This is a genomic window from uncultured Porphyromonas sp. (genome assembly GCF_905372525.1).
Taxonomy (GTDB): Bacteria; Bacteroidota; Bacteroidia; order Bacteroidales; family Porphyromonadaceae; genus Porphyromonas.
This window is the reverse complement of the sequence record NZ_CAJPPN010000009.1, coordinates 45,642-62,776: the sequence shown is the minus strand read 5'-3', so window position 1 is coordinate 62,776 and position 17,135 is coordinate 45,642. Positions and strand designations below refer to the sequence as shown.

The following is a 17,135-nucleotide window of genomic DNA, read 5'->3' as shown; positions in this document are numbered from 1 at the left end:
TTTATCCCTCGAGCGAATGCTACTCGCTTCTGCTGTCATATCAATCTTATCTCTCTCATAGAAGAGGTGATGCCTGAGTGGTGTCACCTCTTTTTCGTTTTCCCCTTGTTGCTTTCTTCCTCTCCTTCGGTGATCTTAGAGACGGATTTTATTATCTTTGGTGTGCTTCTCAGCAATATCATCCCTCAGGGGAGAGATTCTGACGGGGCATAACAGATGATATTAGTGAACATGCGAGGACCTACTAATCTAAAAGACTTCCTTCGGCAGGCAGAGGCTGGCTGGATGGAGCTGTGGAGCGTCATTGATGGGCAAAGTCCCGAGGAGCAAGAAAAGCCCTTTCCCGAAGGTGTAGCGACCTTAGGTAAGGAGAAGCATTGGGCTCGAGACCGCAACCTTCGTGATGTGCTGGTGCATTTGTATGCTTGGCATAGGCTGCTGCTTGACTGGGTGGAGGCTGGTCGTGGAGGTGTGGCTCGTCCTTTCCTCCCTGCACCGTATAATTGGCGCACTTATCCGGAGATGAATCGGGTGATTTGGGAGCAAAATCAAGCGACATCACTCTCGGAGGCAAAGACGAACCTCAGGCAAAGCCATGCCGAGGTGATGCTGCTCCTTGGTGGACTTACCGAGGAAGAGCTCTTCTCTCGGGGCTTCTTTTCCTGGGTGGGGAAGACGGCACTCAGTGATTATTGCTACGCTTCGACCACGGCACACTATCGCTGGGCGGTAATGAAGCTCCGTCGGGTAGGGCGGCTAGTCCGATAAGCCTTAGGGATCTTTTAGCCGGGCATCGCTGTTATAGAGGGAAAAGAGTAATCAATCATGATCCTATATAATACGACCTTTGTGATGGGAGAGCCCTCGGAGGGGGCTTTCCTTGAGTTTATGAAGGAGGTTTACCTCCCTACACTGGCTCAGGATGAACTTGTGGAGGCGGGAAGCCTTCGCCTGCACCGCATCGTGCCTCAGGACGAGGATGTGGACGGCATTAGCTATGCCTTGCACTTCTACACACCTACCGAATATCATCTGCAGGACGTGCTCTCCAACACGGGGCTACGTCTCGCCGAAGCCCTTGTCGCACGCTTTGGGGAAGCGGTCATTGGCTTTAGCACCATCATGAAGGAGGTTTAGCCGAGCGATGAAGCAAGTCTCTGAGCGCATCATCATGGGGATTGACCCAGGTACGATCATCATGGGCTATGGTCTGCTGCGGGTAAGAGGGCAGGAGGCCGAACTCCTCGCTCTGGGGACAATCAACCTCAATAAGTTTGACAACCATTATATCCGTCTGCGTCGGATCTTCGACCGAGTGCAGGGGCTCATCGATGAGTACCATCCCGATGAACTAGCTATCGAGGCTCCCTTCTTCGGCAAGAACGTCCAGAGTATGCTCAAGCTGGGACGTGCCCAGGGGGTAGCTATGGCGGCCGCCCTCACACGTGACATCCCCATCACCGAATACGTCCCTATGCGTATCAAGCAAGCCATTACGGGCAACGGCGGTGCTTCTAAGGAGCAGGTAGCAGGTATGCTCCAGCGCTACCTCAAGATCTCCGACGAGGATATGCCGAGGGAGCTAGATGCTACCGACGGCCTGGCGGCTGCGCTCTGCCATCACTTCCTCACCTCCTCGCCCTTGACCGCAGGGAAGGCAGGAGCTACGAAGAATTGGGAGGACTTTGTCCGTCAGAACCCCACTCGGGTCAAGGGGATATAGCCCGCTAACTCATAAGGGGGCTCCCTGGGGAAGCCCCTGGAGCCGCCGGTGCAAGATATAGCAAGACGACCCTCCATGAGGTAAGGTATTCGTACCACCTCATGGAGGGTCGTCTCTTGGTCGGGGGAGTGCGAGGCTCTTAGTGGGGAGCTTCGCTAAGCCTTTGGATGAGGCTAGAGGAAGCGCAGATACTGTGCAATAGTGGGTGGGAAGAAGCGGTGCTCCAGCTCGTGGATACGACTCGCCAGCGTCTCGGGGGTATCCGTGGGGAGGATGGGGCAGGTGGCCTGTAGGAGGTGCCTACCGTGGTCGTAGTCCTCATCTACGAGGTGGATGGTGATGCCACTCTGGGCTTTGCCTGCAGCTAGGACAGCACGGTGGACATGATCCCCATACATGCCCTTGCCACCGAAGTCGGGTAGGAGAGCGGGGTGAATGTTGATGATGCGCTCGGGATACTCCTTTATATATATAGGGGTGATGAGGCAGAGGTAGCCGGCTAGGACGATGAGGTCGATCTGCTGAGCCTTCATGAGGGCTATTGGTTCGGCTCCATCACGGAGCTGCTCATTCGAGAAGTAGTAGCATGGGATATGGAGCTTCTTAGCTCGCTCTATGACGCCAGCCTGAGGGCGATTGGTAATGATCAGAGCTACCTCTGCTTCGCCGCTCTGGCGTAGGTAACTAACGATCTGCTGGGCATTGGAGCCATTGCCGGAGGCGAGTATTGCTATTCGTTTCATAAAAATACGTATCTTTGTGCACAATTCTGCTCGATTTGTGCAGTGGGTATCCTGGTTTACCAGCTCCCCCAGTGTCCAGTAGAGTGGGAGCGTGCTGGCGGAGCACTGCGCTACAAAGGTACGCGTAACACGATAAACGTAAGACAATATAACTCAAAAAGAAAAGAACATGTCACAGGAAATTCAGGACAAGGTAGTCGCCATCATCGTCGAAAAGCTTAACTGCGAGGCAAGCGAAGTAACTCCTACTGCTAACTTCTCTAGCGACCTCGGTGCAGACTCCCTCGATACCGTAGAGCTCATCATGGAGTTCGAAAAGACCTTCGATATCCAGATCCCCGACCAGGATGCTCAGGGCATCAAGACGGTAGGTGACGCTATCGAGTACATCAAGGCTAAGAAGGCCTAACCTACACCCCTAGTCCAGGAAAAAAGGATTCGACTGATGGAACTCAAGAGAGTCGTCATCACGGGAATAGGCGCTATCTCACCTCTTGGGCATACAGCCCAGGAGACGTGGGAGGCCGTCGTAGCGGGTAAGAGCGGGGCTGGCCCCATCACGCTCTTCGATGCCTCCAAGTTCAAGACCACCTTTGCATGCGAGGTCAAGGGCTTCGACGTGTCTAAGTATATTGATCGTAAGGAGGCACGCCGCCTAGACCGCTATGCTCAGTTTGCCATGGTGGCAGCCGAAGAGAGCATCGCCGATTCCAAGCTCGACCTAGAGCAGACCAATAAGAACCGTGTGGGCGTCATCATCGCCTCGGGTATCGGAGGGCTAGGTACCTTCGAGGAAGAGGTGCGCGGCTATGATGCCGAGGCAGGCCCACGCTTCAACCCCTTCTTCATCCCCAAGATGATCTCGGACATCTCCGCAGGTCATGTCTCGATGAAGTATGGCTTCCACGGCCCTAACTACTCTACGGCATCAGCCTGTGCTTCGTCCACGAATGCGCTGATCGATGCCTGCCACCTCATCCGTCTAGGTAAGGCGGACGTCATCATCGCTGGCGGAGCAGAGGCTTCGGTCTGTGCTGCCGGTGTCGGGGGCTTCAATGCCATGAATGCCCTCTCTACACGCAACGATGATCCCGAGGGAGCTTCACGTCCCTTCAGTGCCTCTCGTGACGGCTTCGTCATGGGTGAGGGGGCTGCGTGTCTCGTCGTCGAGGAGCTGGAGCATGCCCTAGCACGTGGTGCGCATATCTATGCCGAATTCGTGGGCACAGGTCTGTCTGCTGACGCCTATCACCTAACGGCGACCCACCCCGACGGGCTGGGAGCCAAGCTGGTGATGACCAATGCCCTAGAGGATGCCGGTCTCTCCCCCGAGGATATCGACTACATCAACGTCCATGGTACCTCGACCCCCGTCGGGGATATCTCAGAGGCAAAGGCGATCAAGGAGGTCTTCGGTGACGCTGCCTACCGGCTGAATATCAGCTCGACCAAGTCCATGACGGGTCACCTACTAGGTGCCGCTGGGGCTATCGAGGCTGTCTTTGCTCTCAAGGCTGTCGAGGAGGATATTGTCCCTCCGACGATCAACCACGCTAGCGACGACGAAGATCCCGAGATCGACTACAAGCTGAACTTCACGTTCAACGAGGCGCAGCGTCGCCCCGTGCGTGCCGCCCTCTCCAATACCTTTGGCTTCGGCGGGCATAACGCCAGCGTGATCTTCAAGAAGTTCGCTAAGTAACCGCTCTCCCCCTCACGCTCTGGACGCAGTCGGATAAGGAACACGGACATCACCCCAAGCTCTATGATCACTAGGCTCGTTCAGAATGTACTCTCTAGGCTCTTTGGACTACGGTCCAAAGAGCCTTTATTGCATCTAGTCGAGGTGCTTGGCTTCGAGCCCCACGACCAGTCCTACTACGAGCTCGCCTTTAGGCATAGCTCGGTGAGCAGGACGGATGCGACGGGCTTCAAGCTCAACAACGAGCGTCTGGAGTTCCTCGGGGACTCTGTCCTCGCTACGGCGATGAGCCACTACCTCTATCTAGGTCACCCGACCTGGGATGAGGGGCAGCTGAGCAAGCGCCGAGGAGCCCTCGTCAAGCGCGCAGTGAACAACGCCGTAGCGCAGCGTATGGGGCTAGACCGTATGCTCCAGATCCGTCGTGAGGCGCGTCATGGGAGTGCCGATATCTATGGCAATACGTTGGAGGCTCTGATCGGGGCGATCTTCCTAGATCGAGGATACACGAAGGCCGAGGAGTTCGTCCATCACCGGGTACTCCCCCTCTTCATAGAGCTGGAGCAAAGCCTACGGGAGCAGACGACGAACTACAAGTCCCTCCTGCTGGAGTGGACCCAGAAGCATCGTCTGAGCCTGGACTTCCGCATGCTACAGGAGCCCAAGCGCTCGGGAGCCTCCTTTGTCTGCGGGGTTTATATCAGCGAACGCAAGGTAGGAGTCGGCATGGGGCTCAACAAGAAGGAGGCTCATCAGGATGCCGCCCATCGAGCCTTGCTCGCCCTCTGCGAGGCCGATGCCTCTGTCGCAGAGGAGCTGGGGCTCCGGCTCGAAGACCTCAAGCTAAGCTCTCCGAGCGAAGCTTAGGTTATCGCTTAGTCGGGAGACTAAGTAAGGGTTATCTGAAAAAAAGATAGCCGTAATGCAAAAATAAGTTGTTAGTTATACAGAAAAGAATTATCTTTGTGCTGTAATTGGTATACCCCTTAAAGGAAGGCTAACAAATAAAAGATTGCTTGGCTGGGGTAAAAGGATTCTTTCAGATCTAGCCTGTGTGAGGTTGCTTCAATGGTAATATACTTTGCACGGCTATAGCTATGCCTACGGGCAGGGGAATTCAGAGATGAGTTCAACTTTATAAAAGAATAACTATAGTAAGAAATTGTATGATGTTAAGAAAGGTATTAGTCGTCGCTGTATCTAGCCTACTCCTTGGACAGGGGCTGTGGGCTCAGAGCACGACCGACTCCGTCTACACTGTAGAGGTCAAGAACGCTAGCAAGTACAAGGTCGAGACGAACCACTTCGGTAGTAATTGGTTCTTCGGCATTGGTGCTGGTGCCCAGATGTACTTCGGTGATCACGATCGCCAAATGGAGCTCGTTGATCGCCTTACTCCTAACTTCGAGGCTTACTTCGGTAAGTGGTTCACTCCCGGTATCGGTGTGCGTCTCGGAGCTAACGGCTACAAGATCAAGGGACTCTCTGGCTGGACAGGGCACAAACTCTCTCAGCCTAACCTGAACCGAGGGAACTATCAGGGCTTCATCGTAGGGTGGGATCCTGCCCTCCAGCAGGGGAGCAAGCCCTACAGCAAGGCTAATGTAGGCTACCCCCTCTATGAGACCGAGATGAAGTACATCCACGCTCATGGGGATGTCATGCTGAACCTCACCCAGATGATCTGTGGCTACAATGAGCATCGTGTCTACTCGCTGATTCCCTACCTCGGTGTCGGGTTCGCTACCAGCCTAGAGCCAGCCTCTACGACGGGTCGCAACTCACACGAAGTGACCGGGAGCTTCGGTGTGATCAACCGCTTCCGTCTGAGCAGTGCTTGGGATATCAACTTCGATGTCCGTGCTGCCTACACGGGGGATCACTTCGACCAGGAGGATATCTCCGCTCAGCCTGACAAGCGCTACAACTACTACGCCGGCTCTGGTAGCTTCGGCGAAGGTCTGCTCACGGCTACCCTCGGTATCAGCTACAACTTCCCCCGCCGTGGTTGGGATCGTAGCACGGTCACCACGATCCGTGTCAATGAGCAGGTCCTAGAGAACCTACGTGGCCGTGTCAATGAGCTACAGTCCCTCAACGACGACCTTCGTCGTCAGCTCGAGGAGGCTCTGAACCGCCCTGTCACCCCAGCTACCGTCACGACGATGCCTCTCCTGGTTACCTTCCCCATCGACCGCTGGACGCTGGCACACAAGGATCGTGTGAACCTCGGCTTCCTGGCAGATGCTCTGAAGGCTAACCCCAACCTCGTCTACACGGTCTCTGGCTACGCTGACAAGGGTACGGGTAGCGAAAAGCGTAACATCTTCCTCGCTCGTAAGCGTGCAGAGGTCGTCTACGACTGCCTCGTCAAGGAGTTCGGTGTCTCCGAGTCTCAGCTGAAGCTTGATTCCTTCGGTGGTGTTGGGAACCTCTTCTACAACGACCCCCGCTGCAGCCGCTCCGTCCTAACGAAGGTCGCAGAGTAACCTCTCTCCCAGAGCTCACGCTGAGGACGCTTGCCCCAGCGTGAGCCTCACAAAGGAACCACTATAAGGAATACCTCCCTCGTCAGTTCGTCGGCTAGTGCATAGTCCGGGGGTGACGAGGGAGGTTTTTGCTTATCCCTAGAGAACGTTATATCTTTGTAGCTACATGAAACATGCCTACTTGATCCTCGCCCGTAACCCGCTCGAGCTCATGAGGCACAGTCTCCCTAGTCTCGGCATCGCTCGGGGTGAAGACTCCATCCGCCCTGAGTGCTCGGGGTGTAGTCCGTCTAGTCTTAGGCACACGAAGTGGCTCATAGGCAACTCTGAGGGGTTGAGCAAGGTAAGACTAGGGGTGGTAGATAGCGGATGGTCACCAACAGCTCTGGGAGGCTCTAGGTATCCACGAGTATAGTATCATATCATAGACTGGACACCCATTTATATATAGACCAATGGATAGCAATACCCACCCACTTGTCTCTGTAGTCATCCCCATCTATAAGGCCGAGGCTACCCTCCCGAGCTGTATCGATAGCCTCATCGAGCAGAGCTATCGTCCTCTGGAGCTCCTCTTCGTGGATGACTGTAGCCCAGACCGAGGGGCCGATATAGTCATCGCTAGGACCCCAGAGCTTCAGGCAGAGGGGATACAGGTCAAGCTCCTTCGTCATCCCGTCAATCAGGGAGTAGCTACTGCTCGCAACACCGCCCTCGGGGCTGCGACTGGTGACTATGTCTATTCTGTAGATGCAGATGACGAGCTCTCCCCGAGCACAATAGAGCTCCTCGTGCAGCGAGCTCTATCAGAGCAATGTGACCTCGTGGGCTGTGAGTGGCTCCTCAAGCAAGGGACGAGTACCCGTCCTATGCCCCAGCCTGATGTCCATACAGGCCAAGAGGCTCTCGAGCAGTGCTGTCGGGGGCTGATGCGCTGGAACCTCTGGCTCTTCCTCATCAAGCGTTCCCTCATCGAGACCCCAGAGCCCCTACGCTTCCTCCCTGGGATGAATATGGGTGAGGATATGATGCTGATGGGGAAGCTCTTTCTGAGGGCGAGTCGCGTCTCCATTATCCACCAGCCACTCTATACCTACGTGCGTAATGACAGCTCCCTGACGAGCTCCTATACCCCCCAGAACTGGGAACAGGTGGATGCCAATCTCAGGGAACTCGAGCGCTACATCGAGCGTGAAGACAAAGGCTCCGAGGTGAAGGAGCTCCTACAATATCTCAAGCTTAACCTCAAGCTCCCCCTACTCATCACAGGCAAGCGACAGGACTATGATCGCTGGCTCTCGAGCTATACGGAGTCCCATCCCTTCATCGCCCGCAATAGCTCCATCCCCTTTCGTACGAGGCTCCTACAGCAGATGGCTGCCCGTCGGCAGTACTGGTTCGTGGTGCTCTACGACCGAGTCATCATGCAGTGGCTCTACAAACTCCTCTATCATTAGTGTCGGTCTATGTGGAAGCTCCTTAGGGTACTCCTGATCTCGGTACTCATCCTCTGCTCGTACTACTCATTCTCCTTCGCGGCCTGGCCGTCGGGTCCCAACACGAAGATGATCCTAGCGGCGCTGGGTCTCGTGTGGTTCCTCTTCGACTCGTGGAGGCAAGGACGGGGGCTCCCTTTTACTCCACTGATGATCGGAGGGGCGATCTTTGCTGGGGTCTACTCCATCATCAACCTCGCTTCAGTGGAGATCAATGCGACGGATGACTATAGCTATGTGAACTATCTGACGACCTTCTTCGTCTGGGTCTTCAGTATCTATCCTGCAATGGCGATGCTTCGCCTAGAGTATGGGCAGGTGACCTTCACACGTGTCGCCTATTATCTGGCGGGAGTTTCTGTCTTTCAGTGCATCAGTGCCCTCCTGATTGACAATATCCCAGAGCTGGATGAATGGAATACGTCCCTTGTCTATTACGAGGTCGATTTCATGGAGCGTATTGACCGCTTGCGTTGCTTCAGTACGTCGCTGGATATGGGTGGAGTACGCTTTGCCCTTGTCTTGGTCCTAATCGCAGGTTGTCTGGGTACAGATCGGAGGCTAAGAGCCAATACACCCCATGTCATCTATCTACTTCTTTCTTTCTTTATTATACTGGGAATTGGGTCAATGGTTTCGCGTACGACCTCCACGGGGGCAGCTATTGGCATCTTTATCTATGCCCTACAAAATTCCCTTGGCTCCTTGAGGGGATCCTCTAGCCCGAGTAAGATTATGCCAATCTTCGTGTCTGTGACGACCCTGATGATCGCTGTCGGGGTTTACCTCTACAACACGGATCCATACTATCATGAGCTTATTCGCTTTGCCTTCGAGGGGTTCTTTAACCTAGTCGAAAAGGGTGAATTTACGACGAGCTCTACTGAAGTGCTCAACTCTATGTGGCAGTGGCCGAAGGATACTCAGTCTTGGATTATCGGGACGGGTCTTTACGGACATTTCCTTTTCGGGACAGATATTGGTTACTGTCGCCTGATCCTCTACTCCGGCTTGACGGGTTTCGTGACCTTTGCCCTTTCCTTTGTCTTCTATGCCTATATGTTGGGTACGAAATACAGACCTTATCGCTGGATGTTCATCGCCCTCTGTGCTATGAGCTTCATCATCTGGGTGAAGGTCTCTACGGACATCCTAATGATCTATGCCTTCATGTTCTGGCTAAGGCCTGAGGATGACACGCTGATATTTAAGCAGGCTCAATCGTAATCACTATGAAGATCGTATACTGTATCCCAGCTACCTCCAACTCTGGAGGGATGGAGCGAGTCTTGGCAGGGAAGGCTAACTACCTATCTGCCCTCGGGCACGAGATCACTATTGTCACCACCGACCAGAGGGGTAAGGCACCCTTCTTTCCCCTGAGGGAGGAAGTCGCCCAGTATGATCTAGGGATCAACTATGATGAGAATAATGGTGAGGGCATCCTCTCTAAGCTCTGCTCCTACCCGGGGAAGAAACGTCGCCATAGGGCTCTCCTTACCTCACTCCTGCTAGAGCTCCGGGCGGATATCGTTGTCTCTATGTTTGGGGACGATGCTGACCTTCTCCCCTCGATCGCTGATGGGAGTAAGAAGGTGCTTGAATATCACTTCTCCAAGCTCAAGCGACTACAATATGGGCGTACAGGACTCTGGCGACTAGTGGATCGTATCCGTACCAAGCTAGATGAGCGTACCGTACGTCCCTATGATCGCTTCGTCGTCCTGACGAAGGAGGATCAAGGCTATTGGGGGGCATTACCCAATATATGTGTTATCCCCAACGCTCTCCCCTTTACGACCGATACCCCCTCCGACTGCAGTGCTCATCGGGTGGTCGCTGCAGGACGCTATGACTTCCAAAAGAACTTTGAGCTCCTCATCCGCCTTTGGGCACGCCTTGCCCCAAGCTTCCCCGATTGGGAGCTCTACATCGTAGGCGACGGGAAGATGCGATCCGAGCTGACGGCTCTGGTCTCGACCCTTGGGCTCACGGGCTCAGTCACTCTGGCTACCCCTACGCATCAGATGCAGGAGGTCTACCGGTCCTCCTCGGTCTATGCGATGACCTCCCGCTACGAAGGTCTCCCGATGGTACTCCTCGAGGCGCAGCAGATGGGTCTCCCGATCGTCTCCTTTGCTTGTCCCTGTGGCCCTCGTGATGTGATCACAGATGGGCGAGATGGGTTCCTCATTGAGCTGGGGGAAGAAGAACGCTTCGTTGCCGGGCTCTCCCGCCTGATGTCCGATGAGGAGCTCCGCCAGAGGATGGGTGCAGAGGCTCGTCAGGCCTCGCTCCGCTATACCGTAGATCAAGTGATGGCGCAGTGGATAGAGCTCTTCGAGGGGCTATATAAGGCCACTAGCAAATAGCTACTAGACGCAGATGAAACGCATTGTTATCTCCGCTGTGAATCTCCGTAAGGGGGGGACACTGACCATCCTCCGGCAGTGCCTCGCTTTCCTCTCAGAGTGGGCTCCGGGGGCTGGCTACGAAGTCGTAGCTCTTGTCCATCGTCAGGAGCTCGCGGACTACCCTAATATTCGCTATATCGAGCTCCCATGGGCGATCGACAGCTGGAGTAAACGCCTGTGGTGCGAATACCATACCATGGGGCGGATCTCTCGGCAGCTCCCTGGGGAGACGACTCTCTGGCTCTCCCTACATGATACCACGCCTAGGGTGCAGACTGAGCGTCAAGCCGTCTACTGCCAGACCTCCTTCCCCTTCATGAAGTGGAGGCTGCGAGACTTCCGTTTCGATCCCAAGATCCCCCTCTTCTCGATGCTGACCCGCTTTGCCTATCGGATCGGTATCCATCGTGACCGCTATCTGGTGGTGCAGCAGCGCTGGCTACGCGAGGGCTTTAGTCGGATGTTTGGGATCCCCTCGGAGCGGTTCATTGTCGCCCCGCCACCTCGCTCCCCCGCTGTTGCCCTGGAGGAAGGCTCCGACAGAGAGGATCGGGAGGGGAGACCTTTTACCTTCCTTTTTGCTTCTACCCCCGATGTACACAAGAACTTTGAACTCCTAGCCGAGGCCTCGCGCCTGCTAGAGCAAAGACTTGGCCAAGGGGTCTTCGAGACCGTCTTCACCGTCTCGGGGCAGGAGAATAAATATGCCTCTTGGCTTCGGGCGAAGTGGGGTGGGGTAGCGAGCCTTCGCTTTGCGGGCTTCCAGCCCCCCTCTGATCTACAGCGCCTGTATGCCAGCTCGGACTGCTTGGTATTCCCTTCACGCATTGAGACGTGGGGACTCCCGATCTCCGAGTTCATGCCCTACGATCGTCCTATGCTACTCTCCGACCTGCCCTACGCGCACGAGACCTCTGCTGGGGCTCGCCGAGTGGCTTACTTCGATCCCGATAATGCCGAGCAGCTGGCCACTCTGATGGAGAAGACTCTTCGGGAGGACAGCTCGCTCTTTGCTCCCAATGAGCCCCGCCCGACAGCGCCACCCACGGCGAAGGACTGGCAGGAGCTCTTCACCTTGCTCCTTAGCTAAGGTCACTCATCCCTCCTCTTCCAGCCCTACTGCTGAGGGGGCTCGATACAGCCTCCCCTAGGTATCCAAACCATTGCAGTCGGGGTTCCCCCGTTACCTCAGAAGGGGCGTCTCCTCTACTCCTATCTTCCGATGGAGAGTGCTGGAGCCCAGGAAGTAGGAGCCCCTCCTGAGGGTTCGTTACTTTACCTCTTAAATGCCACTGTCACAGAGGTAAGTGGACCTCCGAGGAAGCTCTCTGGTGGCATCTGTAGTATATTGTTAATAATTAGCAGTAAATTTATAGGGTCAAAGGCGCTCGATCATGCCCACCCCTCCCCCCGAGAAGCACCTAGTGGGAGAGGGCGTAGTCAGGCGGAGGCCCACTGCACAAATGGGAATAGAGTATGACTAGAATTCTACAACTGGGTAAGTTTTACCCCATCCATGGTGGTGTGGAGAAGGTCATGATGATCTTCACCGAGGGCCTTGACGAGCGAGGCTACTCGTGCGATATGCTCTGCGCCTCCCACGATGGGGAGGTGGATGATATAGTCCTCTCGGAGCGCTCCCGGATCATGCGTACCAATACGCTGGTCAAGGCTGCAGCGACGATGATTTCCCCCGAGATGATCTTTCGTCTCAGACGTATCTGCCACCGCTATGACCTCATCCACATCCATCACCCGGATCCGATGGCCACACTCGCCCTATGGCTCTCGGGATACAAAGGTAAGGTCGTGCTGCACTGGCACAGTGACATCCTCAAGCAGAAGTTCCTGCTCAAGCTCTTCATGCCCCTACAGAAGTGGCTGATCCGCCGAGCAGACCTCATCCTCGGTACTACACCCGTCTACGTCAAGGAGTCCCCCTTCCTACAGCATGCACAGCACAAGACGGGCTTCCTACCTATCGGGGTAGACCCTCACCCCTGGCTCGCAGATGAGATCGAGACTATCCGGGAGCGCTATGCAGGGAAGAAGATTATCTTCAACGTTGGGCGCCTAGTCCCCTACAAGGGCTACCACCACCTCATCGACTCGATGCGCCTACTCAGCGAGGACTACGTCCTACTGATCGGCGGCGATGGTCCGCTCCGGGGAGAGCTCGAGGAGCAGATCAAGCGCCTAGGCCTTCAGGATCGGGTAGAGCTCCTAGGCTTCATCCCTGGTAAGCTCAAGCCCGCCTACTTCGCTGCCTGCGACGTCTTCTGCCTCAGCTCCATCCTCAAGACAGAGGCCTACGCTATCGTCCTCATCGAGGCGATGTCCCTTGCTCGCCCCGTGATCGCCACTAAGATCCCTGAGTCGGGAGTCTCGTGGGTGAATGCTGACGGAGTCTCGGGGATTAACGTCCCCATAGAGGACAGTGCCGCTATGGCGGAGGCCATACGGACGATCTGCGAAAACCCCGAGCTGTGGGAGAAATACAGCCGAGGGGCACGAGCACGCTTCTACGACGTCTTCACGAAGGACGAGATGATCAATAACTTGATCGAGATTTATACAGACCTACTAAATAATAGTAAAGAGAGAAAATAGAGCATGAACATCTTTGAGCGCGTAATCAAGCGAACATTCGACTTCTGGCTAGCCCTAGGGTCTCTGATCTTCTTCTCCCCTGTGATCGCTATCATTGCGATTCTGATCCGTCGAGAGGAGCCGGATGGAGACATCATTTTCCGTCAGGAGCGTATTGGCTACAAAGGAAAGCCCTTTATCCTGTATAAGTTCCGCTCCATGCGGATGGATGCTGAGAAGGATAACAAGCCCCAGCTCTACCAGGATGGCGATAGCCGTCTGACAAAGATCGGGGCATTCATCCGAGCCCACCACCTCGATGAGTTCCCCCAGCTGTGGAATGTCCTCAAGGGGGATATGGCTTTCGTCGGGCCACGTCCCGAGCGCAAGTACTTCATCGATCAGATCATGGAGCATAACCCCGACTACGTTCGCCTCTATGCCCTTCGTCCAGGTCTATTCTCCTATGCGACGCTTTACAATGGCTACACGGATACGATGGAGAAGATGCTGAAGCGTCTGGATCTAGACCTAGAGTATCTGGATAACTACTCCCTGTGGTTTGATGTGAAGATCATCTTCCTCACAGCCTTTTCAATTATCTTCGGTAAGAAATTCTAAGATGGGACACTACCCTACAATGGTAAAAAGAATACTCCAGTCGACGGCCCTCACGGCAACCTTCGTCGGCATCCTCGCCCTCTCCTCCTGTGACTCGGCTCAGCGTACCGTCTATCTCAAGGATGCTGAGGCCGCACAGACCTATGGTGTGAAGTACGATAGTGGCCTCGTGATCCAGAAGGGCGATAAGCTCGGCATCACCGTGAGCAGCCTACGCAACCCAGAGCTTGCTCTCCCCTTCAACGCCAAGTCCCTTACCGCTGGAGGTAAGACCCTGAGTACCCTCCCGACGCCCTCCCTGCCCGAGGGTGTCAATGAGCCGAAGTCTCCCGACGCCCAGCTCTCCTACCTCGTAGATACGAACGGCAACATCCAGTTCCCCGTCCTCGGATCTATCCAGGTGCAGGGGATGACCCTCGATCAGGTGAGCGAGATCATCCGTACACGCCTAGTGGCAGAGAAGTATCTCGTGGATGCTCATGTGGTGACGAAGTTTGATAACCTCAGGGTAATGCTCCTCGGGGCCTTCATGGCTCTGACCTCCTTCAATACGAATGCTACGAGTCTCACGGACCGAGGATCTTTCCATCTGGATAATCCGCAGACAAATATCCTTGAGCTCATCTCTCGGGTGGGCGGACTGTCGGAGCAGGCCGACTTCGAGCGTGTGAGCGTCATCCGTCGTGTGGGCAACCAGTATGCTTACTATCGACTGAATATGCTCTCGAAGGACATCTTTGACTCCCCAGCCTTCTACCTGCAACAGAATGATATCGTCTACGCAGAGTATAAGTATCAGAAGAAGGATGATGAAGCCAAGCTCCTCTCCACCATCACCTATGTGACCTCCGCCCTCTCTACCCTAGTGACGGCGATGGCACTAGTCACCATCCTCAAGAAGTAACGATATGGCAAGTAATCAAGAGACCGCCTCTCGCCAGACTGCCGATAGGGGGGTAGATATCAATCTCGTCGATATCTTCTTCTACCTCGTACGCTTCTGGTACATCTACGTCCTCTCCATCGGGCTCGTACTTGCCCTCGCCCTCTACCGTATGGCTCGCCAGCCCTACGTCTATGAGACGAGTGTCAAGGTCTTCATCAAGGACGCTACTCAGCGCTCGATGGTGGATGCCGATATGATGCGCTATATGCGCAACGTACGCCTCAATATGGACAACGAGATGCTCCAGATCGCCTCCCGACAAGTCCTGGAGCGTGCGGTGCGGATGGTTCATGCGAACGTCTTCTATCAGGCTCCCTCTGGCCTTCGGAAGATAGAGCTATACAATACAGCTCCCTTCGCCATGCATTTCCTCGATAGCCTAGACCGTGAGGTCAGCTACGAGGTCTCCTACAAGGATCCCCAGCATGTCCTCCTCACCGTAGAGGGTCGGGGCGAGCAGCATGAGGTCCCTGTCGATGTCCCTGTGCGTCTGGGCTCGACTCGCTTCATTATCGAGCCACATGCGGGCTTCTCTTCTCCCTGGAAGCATGAGGTCATCACCGTCCAGCGCTACCCAGTCGCCGACATTGCCCGCTACTATCAGCATTCGATCGAGGTGACCCAACCCGAGGCCAAGGCTTCCTCGCTCACGCTGAGCCTACGCGATCACACCAAGCAGCGTGCTCTGGATATCCTCAAGGCGCAGGTGGCTGCCTACAACCAAGAGGAGGTAGAGATGCGTGGCCAGATAGCTATCAATACGACCAACTTCATCAATGAGCGTATCGCTATCCTCACCAAGGAGCTCGGTATCGTAGAGGGTGAGATGGAGGACTTCCTGATGAAGAACCGTACCCTCGACTTCGAGGGCAAGGTCGGGCAGTACAACACCCGTTCGATGGACTCGGAGGTAAAGGTCATTGAGCTCCAGGCTCAGCTTCGCCTCGTCTCCTACATGCTCTCCTACCTCAATAGTCCACAGAAGCAGGGCGAGTACCTCCCCCTCAATATCGGTATCTCCGATCCCAACCTCGACACCTACATCGCTAAGTACAACCAGATCAAGAGCGACCGGGATCGTCTCGTCAAGGCCTCTGAGGGGAGTGTCGCCAACCCCGTCATAGCAGAATATGACCATGCCCTAGCTCAGATCCGTAAGGAGGCAAGCGAAGGCCTCAATCAGTATGCGATCGCCCTCAATACTCGACTCAGAGATCTGCAGGGGACGCAGTCCTCGCTCATCTCCCAGCTCCCTGACGTCTCGAATAAGGGACGTGAGAAGGCGGAGCTCGACCGACGGATCGCTATCCGGGAGCACCTCTATACCGAGATGCTCAACAAGCGTGAGGAGTACACCCTCATGCAGGCGATGACGCAGGACAGCGCCTATATCCTCGATATGAACGATGCACCTGCCCCTCCGGTGAGCCCCAACAAGCTCCGGACAATCCTCCTAGCCTTCCTCATCGGGCTTGCCCTACCGACCATCGTGCTGATCGTCCGTCTGCTGGCTGACAACAAGGTGCGTAGCCGCAAGGACATCCTCGACCGCCTCACCATCCCCTTCCTCGGAGATATCCCCAAGGAGGAGGTTACGGGCAAGGGACTCCCTCGTGGGGTGCGTGAGCAGGGCGCAGACGAGACCTCCGAGTCCTTCCGTGTGCTGCGTGAGAACCTCCGCTTCATGATCGGTAGCGGTGATCACCCTGTCAAGAAGCTTATCTTCACCTCCTTCGGCGAGGCTGCAGGTAAGTCCTACGTCTCCTACAACCTCTCTAAGACGCTTACCTTCGCCGGCAACACCGTCGTCATCGTAGACCTTGACCTGCGCAAGGGGACGCTTTCTCGTCGAGCACACGTCTCGGGCAAGGGAGTCTCGGAGTACCTCATCGACAAGGATCTACCTGTAGACAAGATCATTCACACCGATCCCAACTATAGTAAGCTCTCGATCATCCCTGCTGGGGCGATCCCCCCGAACCCCGCTGAGCTCCTCCTTGGCCCCCGCCTAGAGCAGCTCGCTGAGGAGCTCTCCCAGCGCTTTGACTTCGTCGTCTTCGACAACGTGCCCTTCGGTAGCGTGGCCGACTCGGCGATTGCTAACCGTATCGCCGACCTGACGATCTTCGTCCTCCGTGCAGCCCGTATGGACAAGCGTGCCCTCCCCGAGCTACAGCGTCTCTACGACCAGGGGATCCTGCACAATATGTCCATCGTCCTCAATGGTGCGAGCGAGAGTGCACATGGCTACGGCTATGGCTATGGTTACGGCTATGGCTATGGCTACGGCTACGGGACGAAAAAGAAGAAGAGCCTCCTACGTCGCCTAGGCATCAAGTAGTAGGCTGCTCTGCTCCCCCAAGCGTATGTCTATCCGCCGAGTATCCTCCGACTATAGGTCTCCCCATCCAT

The 17,135-nt window shown here is 55.3% G+C and carries 16 protein-coding genes; 15 read left to right on the top strand and 1 reads right to left on the bottom strand.

Translation table 11 applies throughout. The features are described from left to right. Positions 1-216 precede the first annotated feature (216 nt). The 3 genes from QZ170_RS03100 to ruvC are packed head-to-tail and all read left to right on the top strand — an operon-like array spanning position 217 to position 1,723. Complete coding sequence (locus QZ170_RS03100; protein WP_297176922.1) at positions 217-768, top strand: ClbS/DfsB family four-helix bundle protein; 552 nt, start codon at positions 217-219, stop codon at positions 766-768. A 57-nt stretch (positions 769-825) separates the two neighbouring features. Beyond that, a complete protein-coding gene (locus QZ170_RS03095) occupies positions 826-1,137 on the top strand; it encodes a DUF4286 family protein (RefSeq protein WP_297176919.1) in 312 nt (103 codons plus the stop codon). Positions 1,138-1,144: 7 nt separating this feature from the next. Beyond that, positions 1,145-1,723, top strand: coding sequence for a crossover junction endodeoxyribonuclease RuvC (gene ruvC / locus QZ170_RS03090; RefSeq protein WP_297176917.1), 579 nt, complete (start codon positions 1,145-1,147; stop codon positions 1,721-1,723). A 173-nt stretch (positions 1,724-1,896) separates the two neighbouring features. Here ruvC and purN read toward each other — a convergent pair whose 3' ends face one another. Continuing rightward, positions 1,897-2,466, bottom strand: a complete 570-nt coding sequence (gene purN, locus QZ170_RS03085; protein ID WP_297176914.1) for a phosphoribosylglycinamide formyltransferase — start codon at positions 2,464-2,466, stop codon at positions 1,897-1,899. A gap of 169 nt (positions 2,467-2,635) precedes the next feature. Between purN and QZ170_RS03080 the strand changes: the two genes are divergently transcribed. The 12 genes from QZ170_RS03080 to QZ170_RS03025 all read left to right on the top strand — a co-directional run bounded on the left by QZ170_RS03080 (position 2,636) and on the right by QZ170_RS03025 (position 17,064). After that, a complete protein-coding gene (locus QZ170_RS03080) occupies positions 2,636-2,875 on the top strand; it encodes an acyl carrier protein (protein ID WP_297176912.1) in 240 nt (79 codons plus the stop codon). 36 nt (positions 2,876-2,911) lie between these two features. Next, positions 2,912-4,168, top strand: a complete 1,257-nt coding sequence (fabF, locus tag QZ170_RS03075) for a beta-ketoacyl-ACP synthase II (RefSeq protein WP_297176909.1) — start codon at positions 2,912-2,914, stop codon at positions 4,166-4,168. A 63-nt stretch (positions 4,169-4,231) separates the two neighbouring features. Next, a complete protein-coding gene (gene rnc, locus QZ170_RS03070) occupies positions 4,232-5,035 on the top strand; it encodes a ribonuclease III (protein ID WP_297176906.1) in 804 nt (267 codons plus the stop codon). A 299-nt stretch (positions 5,036-5,334) separates the two neighbouring features. Next, positions 5,335-6,657, top strand: a complete 1,323-nt coding sequence (locus QZ170_RS03065; RefSeq protein WP_297176903.1) for an OmpA family protein — start codon at positions 5,335-5,337, stop codon at positions 6,655-6,657. A gap of 455 nt (positions 6,658-7,112) precedes the next feature. Beyond that, entirely contained in the window at positions 7,113-8,114 is a 1,002-nt protein-coding gene (locus QZ170_RS03060; protein WP_297176900.1) for a glycosyltransferase, read from the top strand. A gap of 9 nt (positions 8,115-8,123) precedes the next feature. Then, positions 8,124-9,380 carry a hypothetical protein gene (locus QZ170_RS03055; RefSeq protein ID WP_297176897.1) on the top strand — a complete coding sequence of 419 codons (1,257 nt, stop codon included), beginning with the start codon at positions 8,124-8,126 and terminating at the stop codon, positions 9,378-9,380. A 5-nt stretch (positions 9,381-9,385) separates the two neighbouring features. Continuing rightward, positions 9,386-10,525: a glycosyltransferase family 4 protein gene (locus tag QZ170_RS03050; protein ID WP_297176896.1), complete on the top strand. Its 1,140-nt coding sequence runs from the start codon at positions 9,386-9,388 to the stop codon at positions 10,523-10,525. Positions 10,526-10,538: 13 nt separating this feature from the next. Continuing rightward, positions 10,539-11,657 (top strand): glycosyltransferase family 1 protein, encoded by a 1,119-nt coding sequence (locus tag QZ170_RS03045; protein WP_297176893.1) that lies wholly within the window; start codon positions 10,539-10,541, stop codon positions 11,655-11,657. A 386-nt stretch (positions 11,658-12,043) separates the two neighbouring features. Next, positions 12,044-13,177 carry a glycosyltransferase gene (locus QZ170_RS03040; RefSeq protein ID WP_297176890.1) on the top strand — a complete coding sequence of 378 codons (1,134 nt, stop codon included), beginning with the start codon at positions 12,044-12,046 and terminating at the stop codon, positions 13,175-13,177. Between the two features lie 3 nt (positions 13,178-13,180). After that, positions 13,181-13,777, top strand: coding sequence for a sugar transferase (locus QZ170_RS03035; RefSeq protein WP_297176888.1), 597 nt, complete (start codon positions 13,181-13,183; stop codon positions 13,775-13,777). A gap of 19 nt (positions 13,778-13,796) precedes the next feature. Then, complete coding sequence (locus tag QZ170_RS03030; protein ID WP_297176885.1) at positions 13,797-14,681, top strand: polysaccharide biosynthesis/export family protein; 885 nt, start codon at positions 13,797-13,799, stop codon at positions 14,679-14,681. Between the two features lie 4 nt (positions 14,682-14,685). Continuing rightward, positions 14,686-17,064: a polysaccharide biosynthesis tyrosine autokinase gene (locus tag QZ170_RS03025; protein WP_297176882.1), complete on the top strand. Its 2,379-nt coding sequence runs from the start codon at positions 14,686-14,688 to the stop codon at positions 17,062-17,064. Positions 17,065-17,135 lie beyond the last annotated feature (71 nt).

Coding starts and splice junctions, on each gene's coding strand:
- QZ170_RS03100 (WP_297176922.1), top strand. CDS start 217: ATGATATTAGTGAACATGCGAGGACCTACTAATCTAAAAGACTTCCTT.
- QZ170_RS03095 (WP_297176919.1), top strand. CDS start 826: ATGATCCTATATAATACGACCTTTGTGATGGGAGAGCCCTCGGAGGGG.
- ruvC (WP_297176917.1), top strand. CDS start 1,145: ATGAAGCAAGTCTCTGAGCGCATCATCATGGGGATTGACCCAGGTACG.
- purN (WP_297176914.1), bottom strand. CDS start 2,466: ATGAAACGAATAGCAATACTCGCCTCCGGCAATGGCTCCAATGCCCAG.
- QZ170_RS03080 (WP_297176912.1), top strand. CDS start 2,636: ATGTCACAGGAAATTCAGGACAAGGTAGTCGCCATCATCGTCGAAAAG.
- fabF (WP_297176909.1), top strand. CDS start 2,912: ATGGAACTCAAGAGAGTCGTCATCACGGGAATAGGCGCTATCTCACCT.
- rnc (WP_297176906.1), top strand. CDS start 4,232: ATGATCACTAGGCTCGTTCAGAATGTACTCTCTAGGCTCTTTGGACTA.
- QZ170_RS03065 (WP_297176903.1), top strand. CDS start 5,335: ATGATGTTAAGAAAGGTATTAGTCGTCGCTGTATCTAGCCTACTCCTT.
- QZ170_RS03060 (WP_297176900.1), top strand. CDS start 7,113: ATGGATAGCAATACCCACCCACTTGTCTCTGTAGTCATCCCCATCTAT.
- QZ170_RS03055 (WP_297176897.1), top strand. CDS start 8,124: ATGTGGAAGCTCCTTAGGGTACTCCTGATCTCGGTACTCATCCTCTGC.
- QZ170_RS03050 (WP_297176896.1), top strand. CDS start 9,386: ATGAAGATCGTATACTGTATCCCAGCTACCTCCAACTCTGGAGGGATG.
- QZ170_RS03045 (WP_297176893.1), top strand. CDS start 10,539: ATGAAACGCATTGTTATCTCCGCTGTGAATCTCCGTAAGGGGGGGACA.
- QZ170_RS03040 (WP_297176890.1), top strand. CDS start 12,044: ATGACTAGAATTCTACAACTGGGTAAGTTTTACCCCATCCATGGTGGT.
- QZ170_RS03035 (WP_297176888.1), top strand. CDS start 13,181: ATGAACATCTTTGAGCGCGTAATCAAGCGAACATTCGACTTCTGGCTA.
- QZ170_RS03030 (WP_297176885.1), top strand. CDS start 13,797: ATGGTAAAAAGAATACTCCAGTCGACGGCCCTCACGGCAACCTTCGTC.
- QZ170_RS03025 (WP_297176882.1), top strand. CDS start 14,686: ATGGCAAGTAATCAAGAGACCGCCTCTCGCCAGACTGCCGATAGGGGG.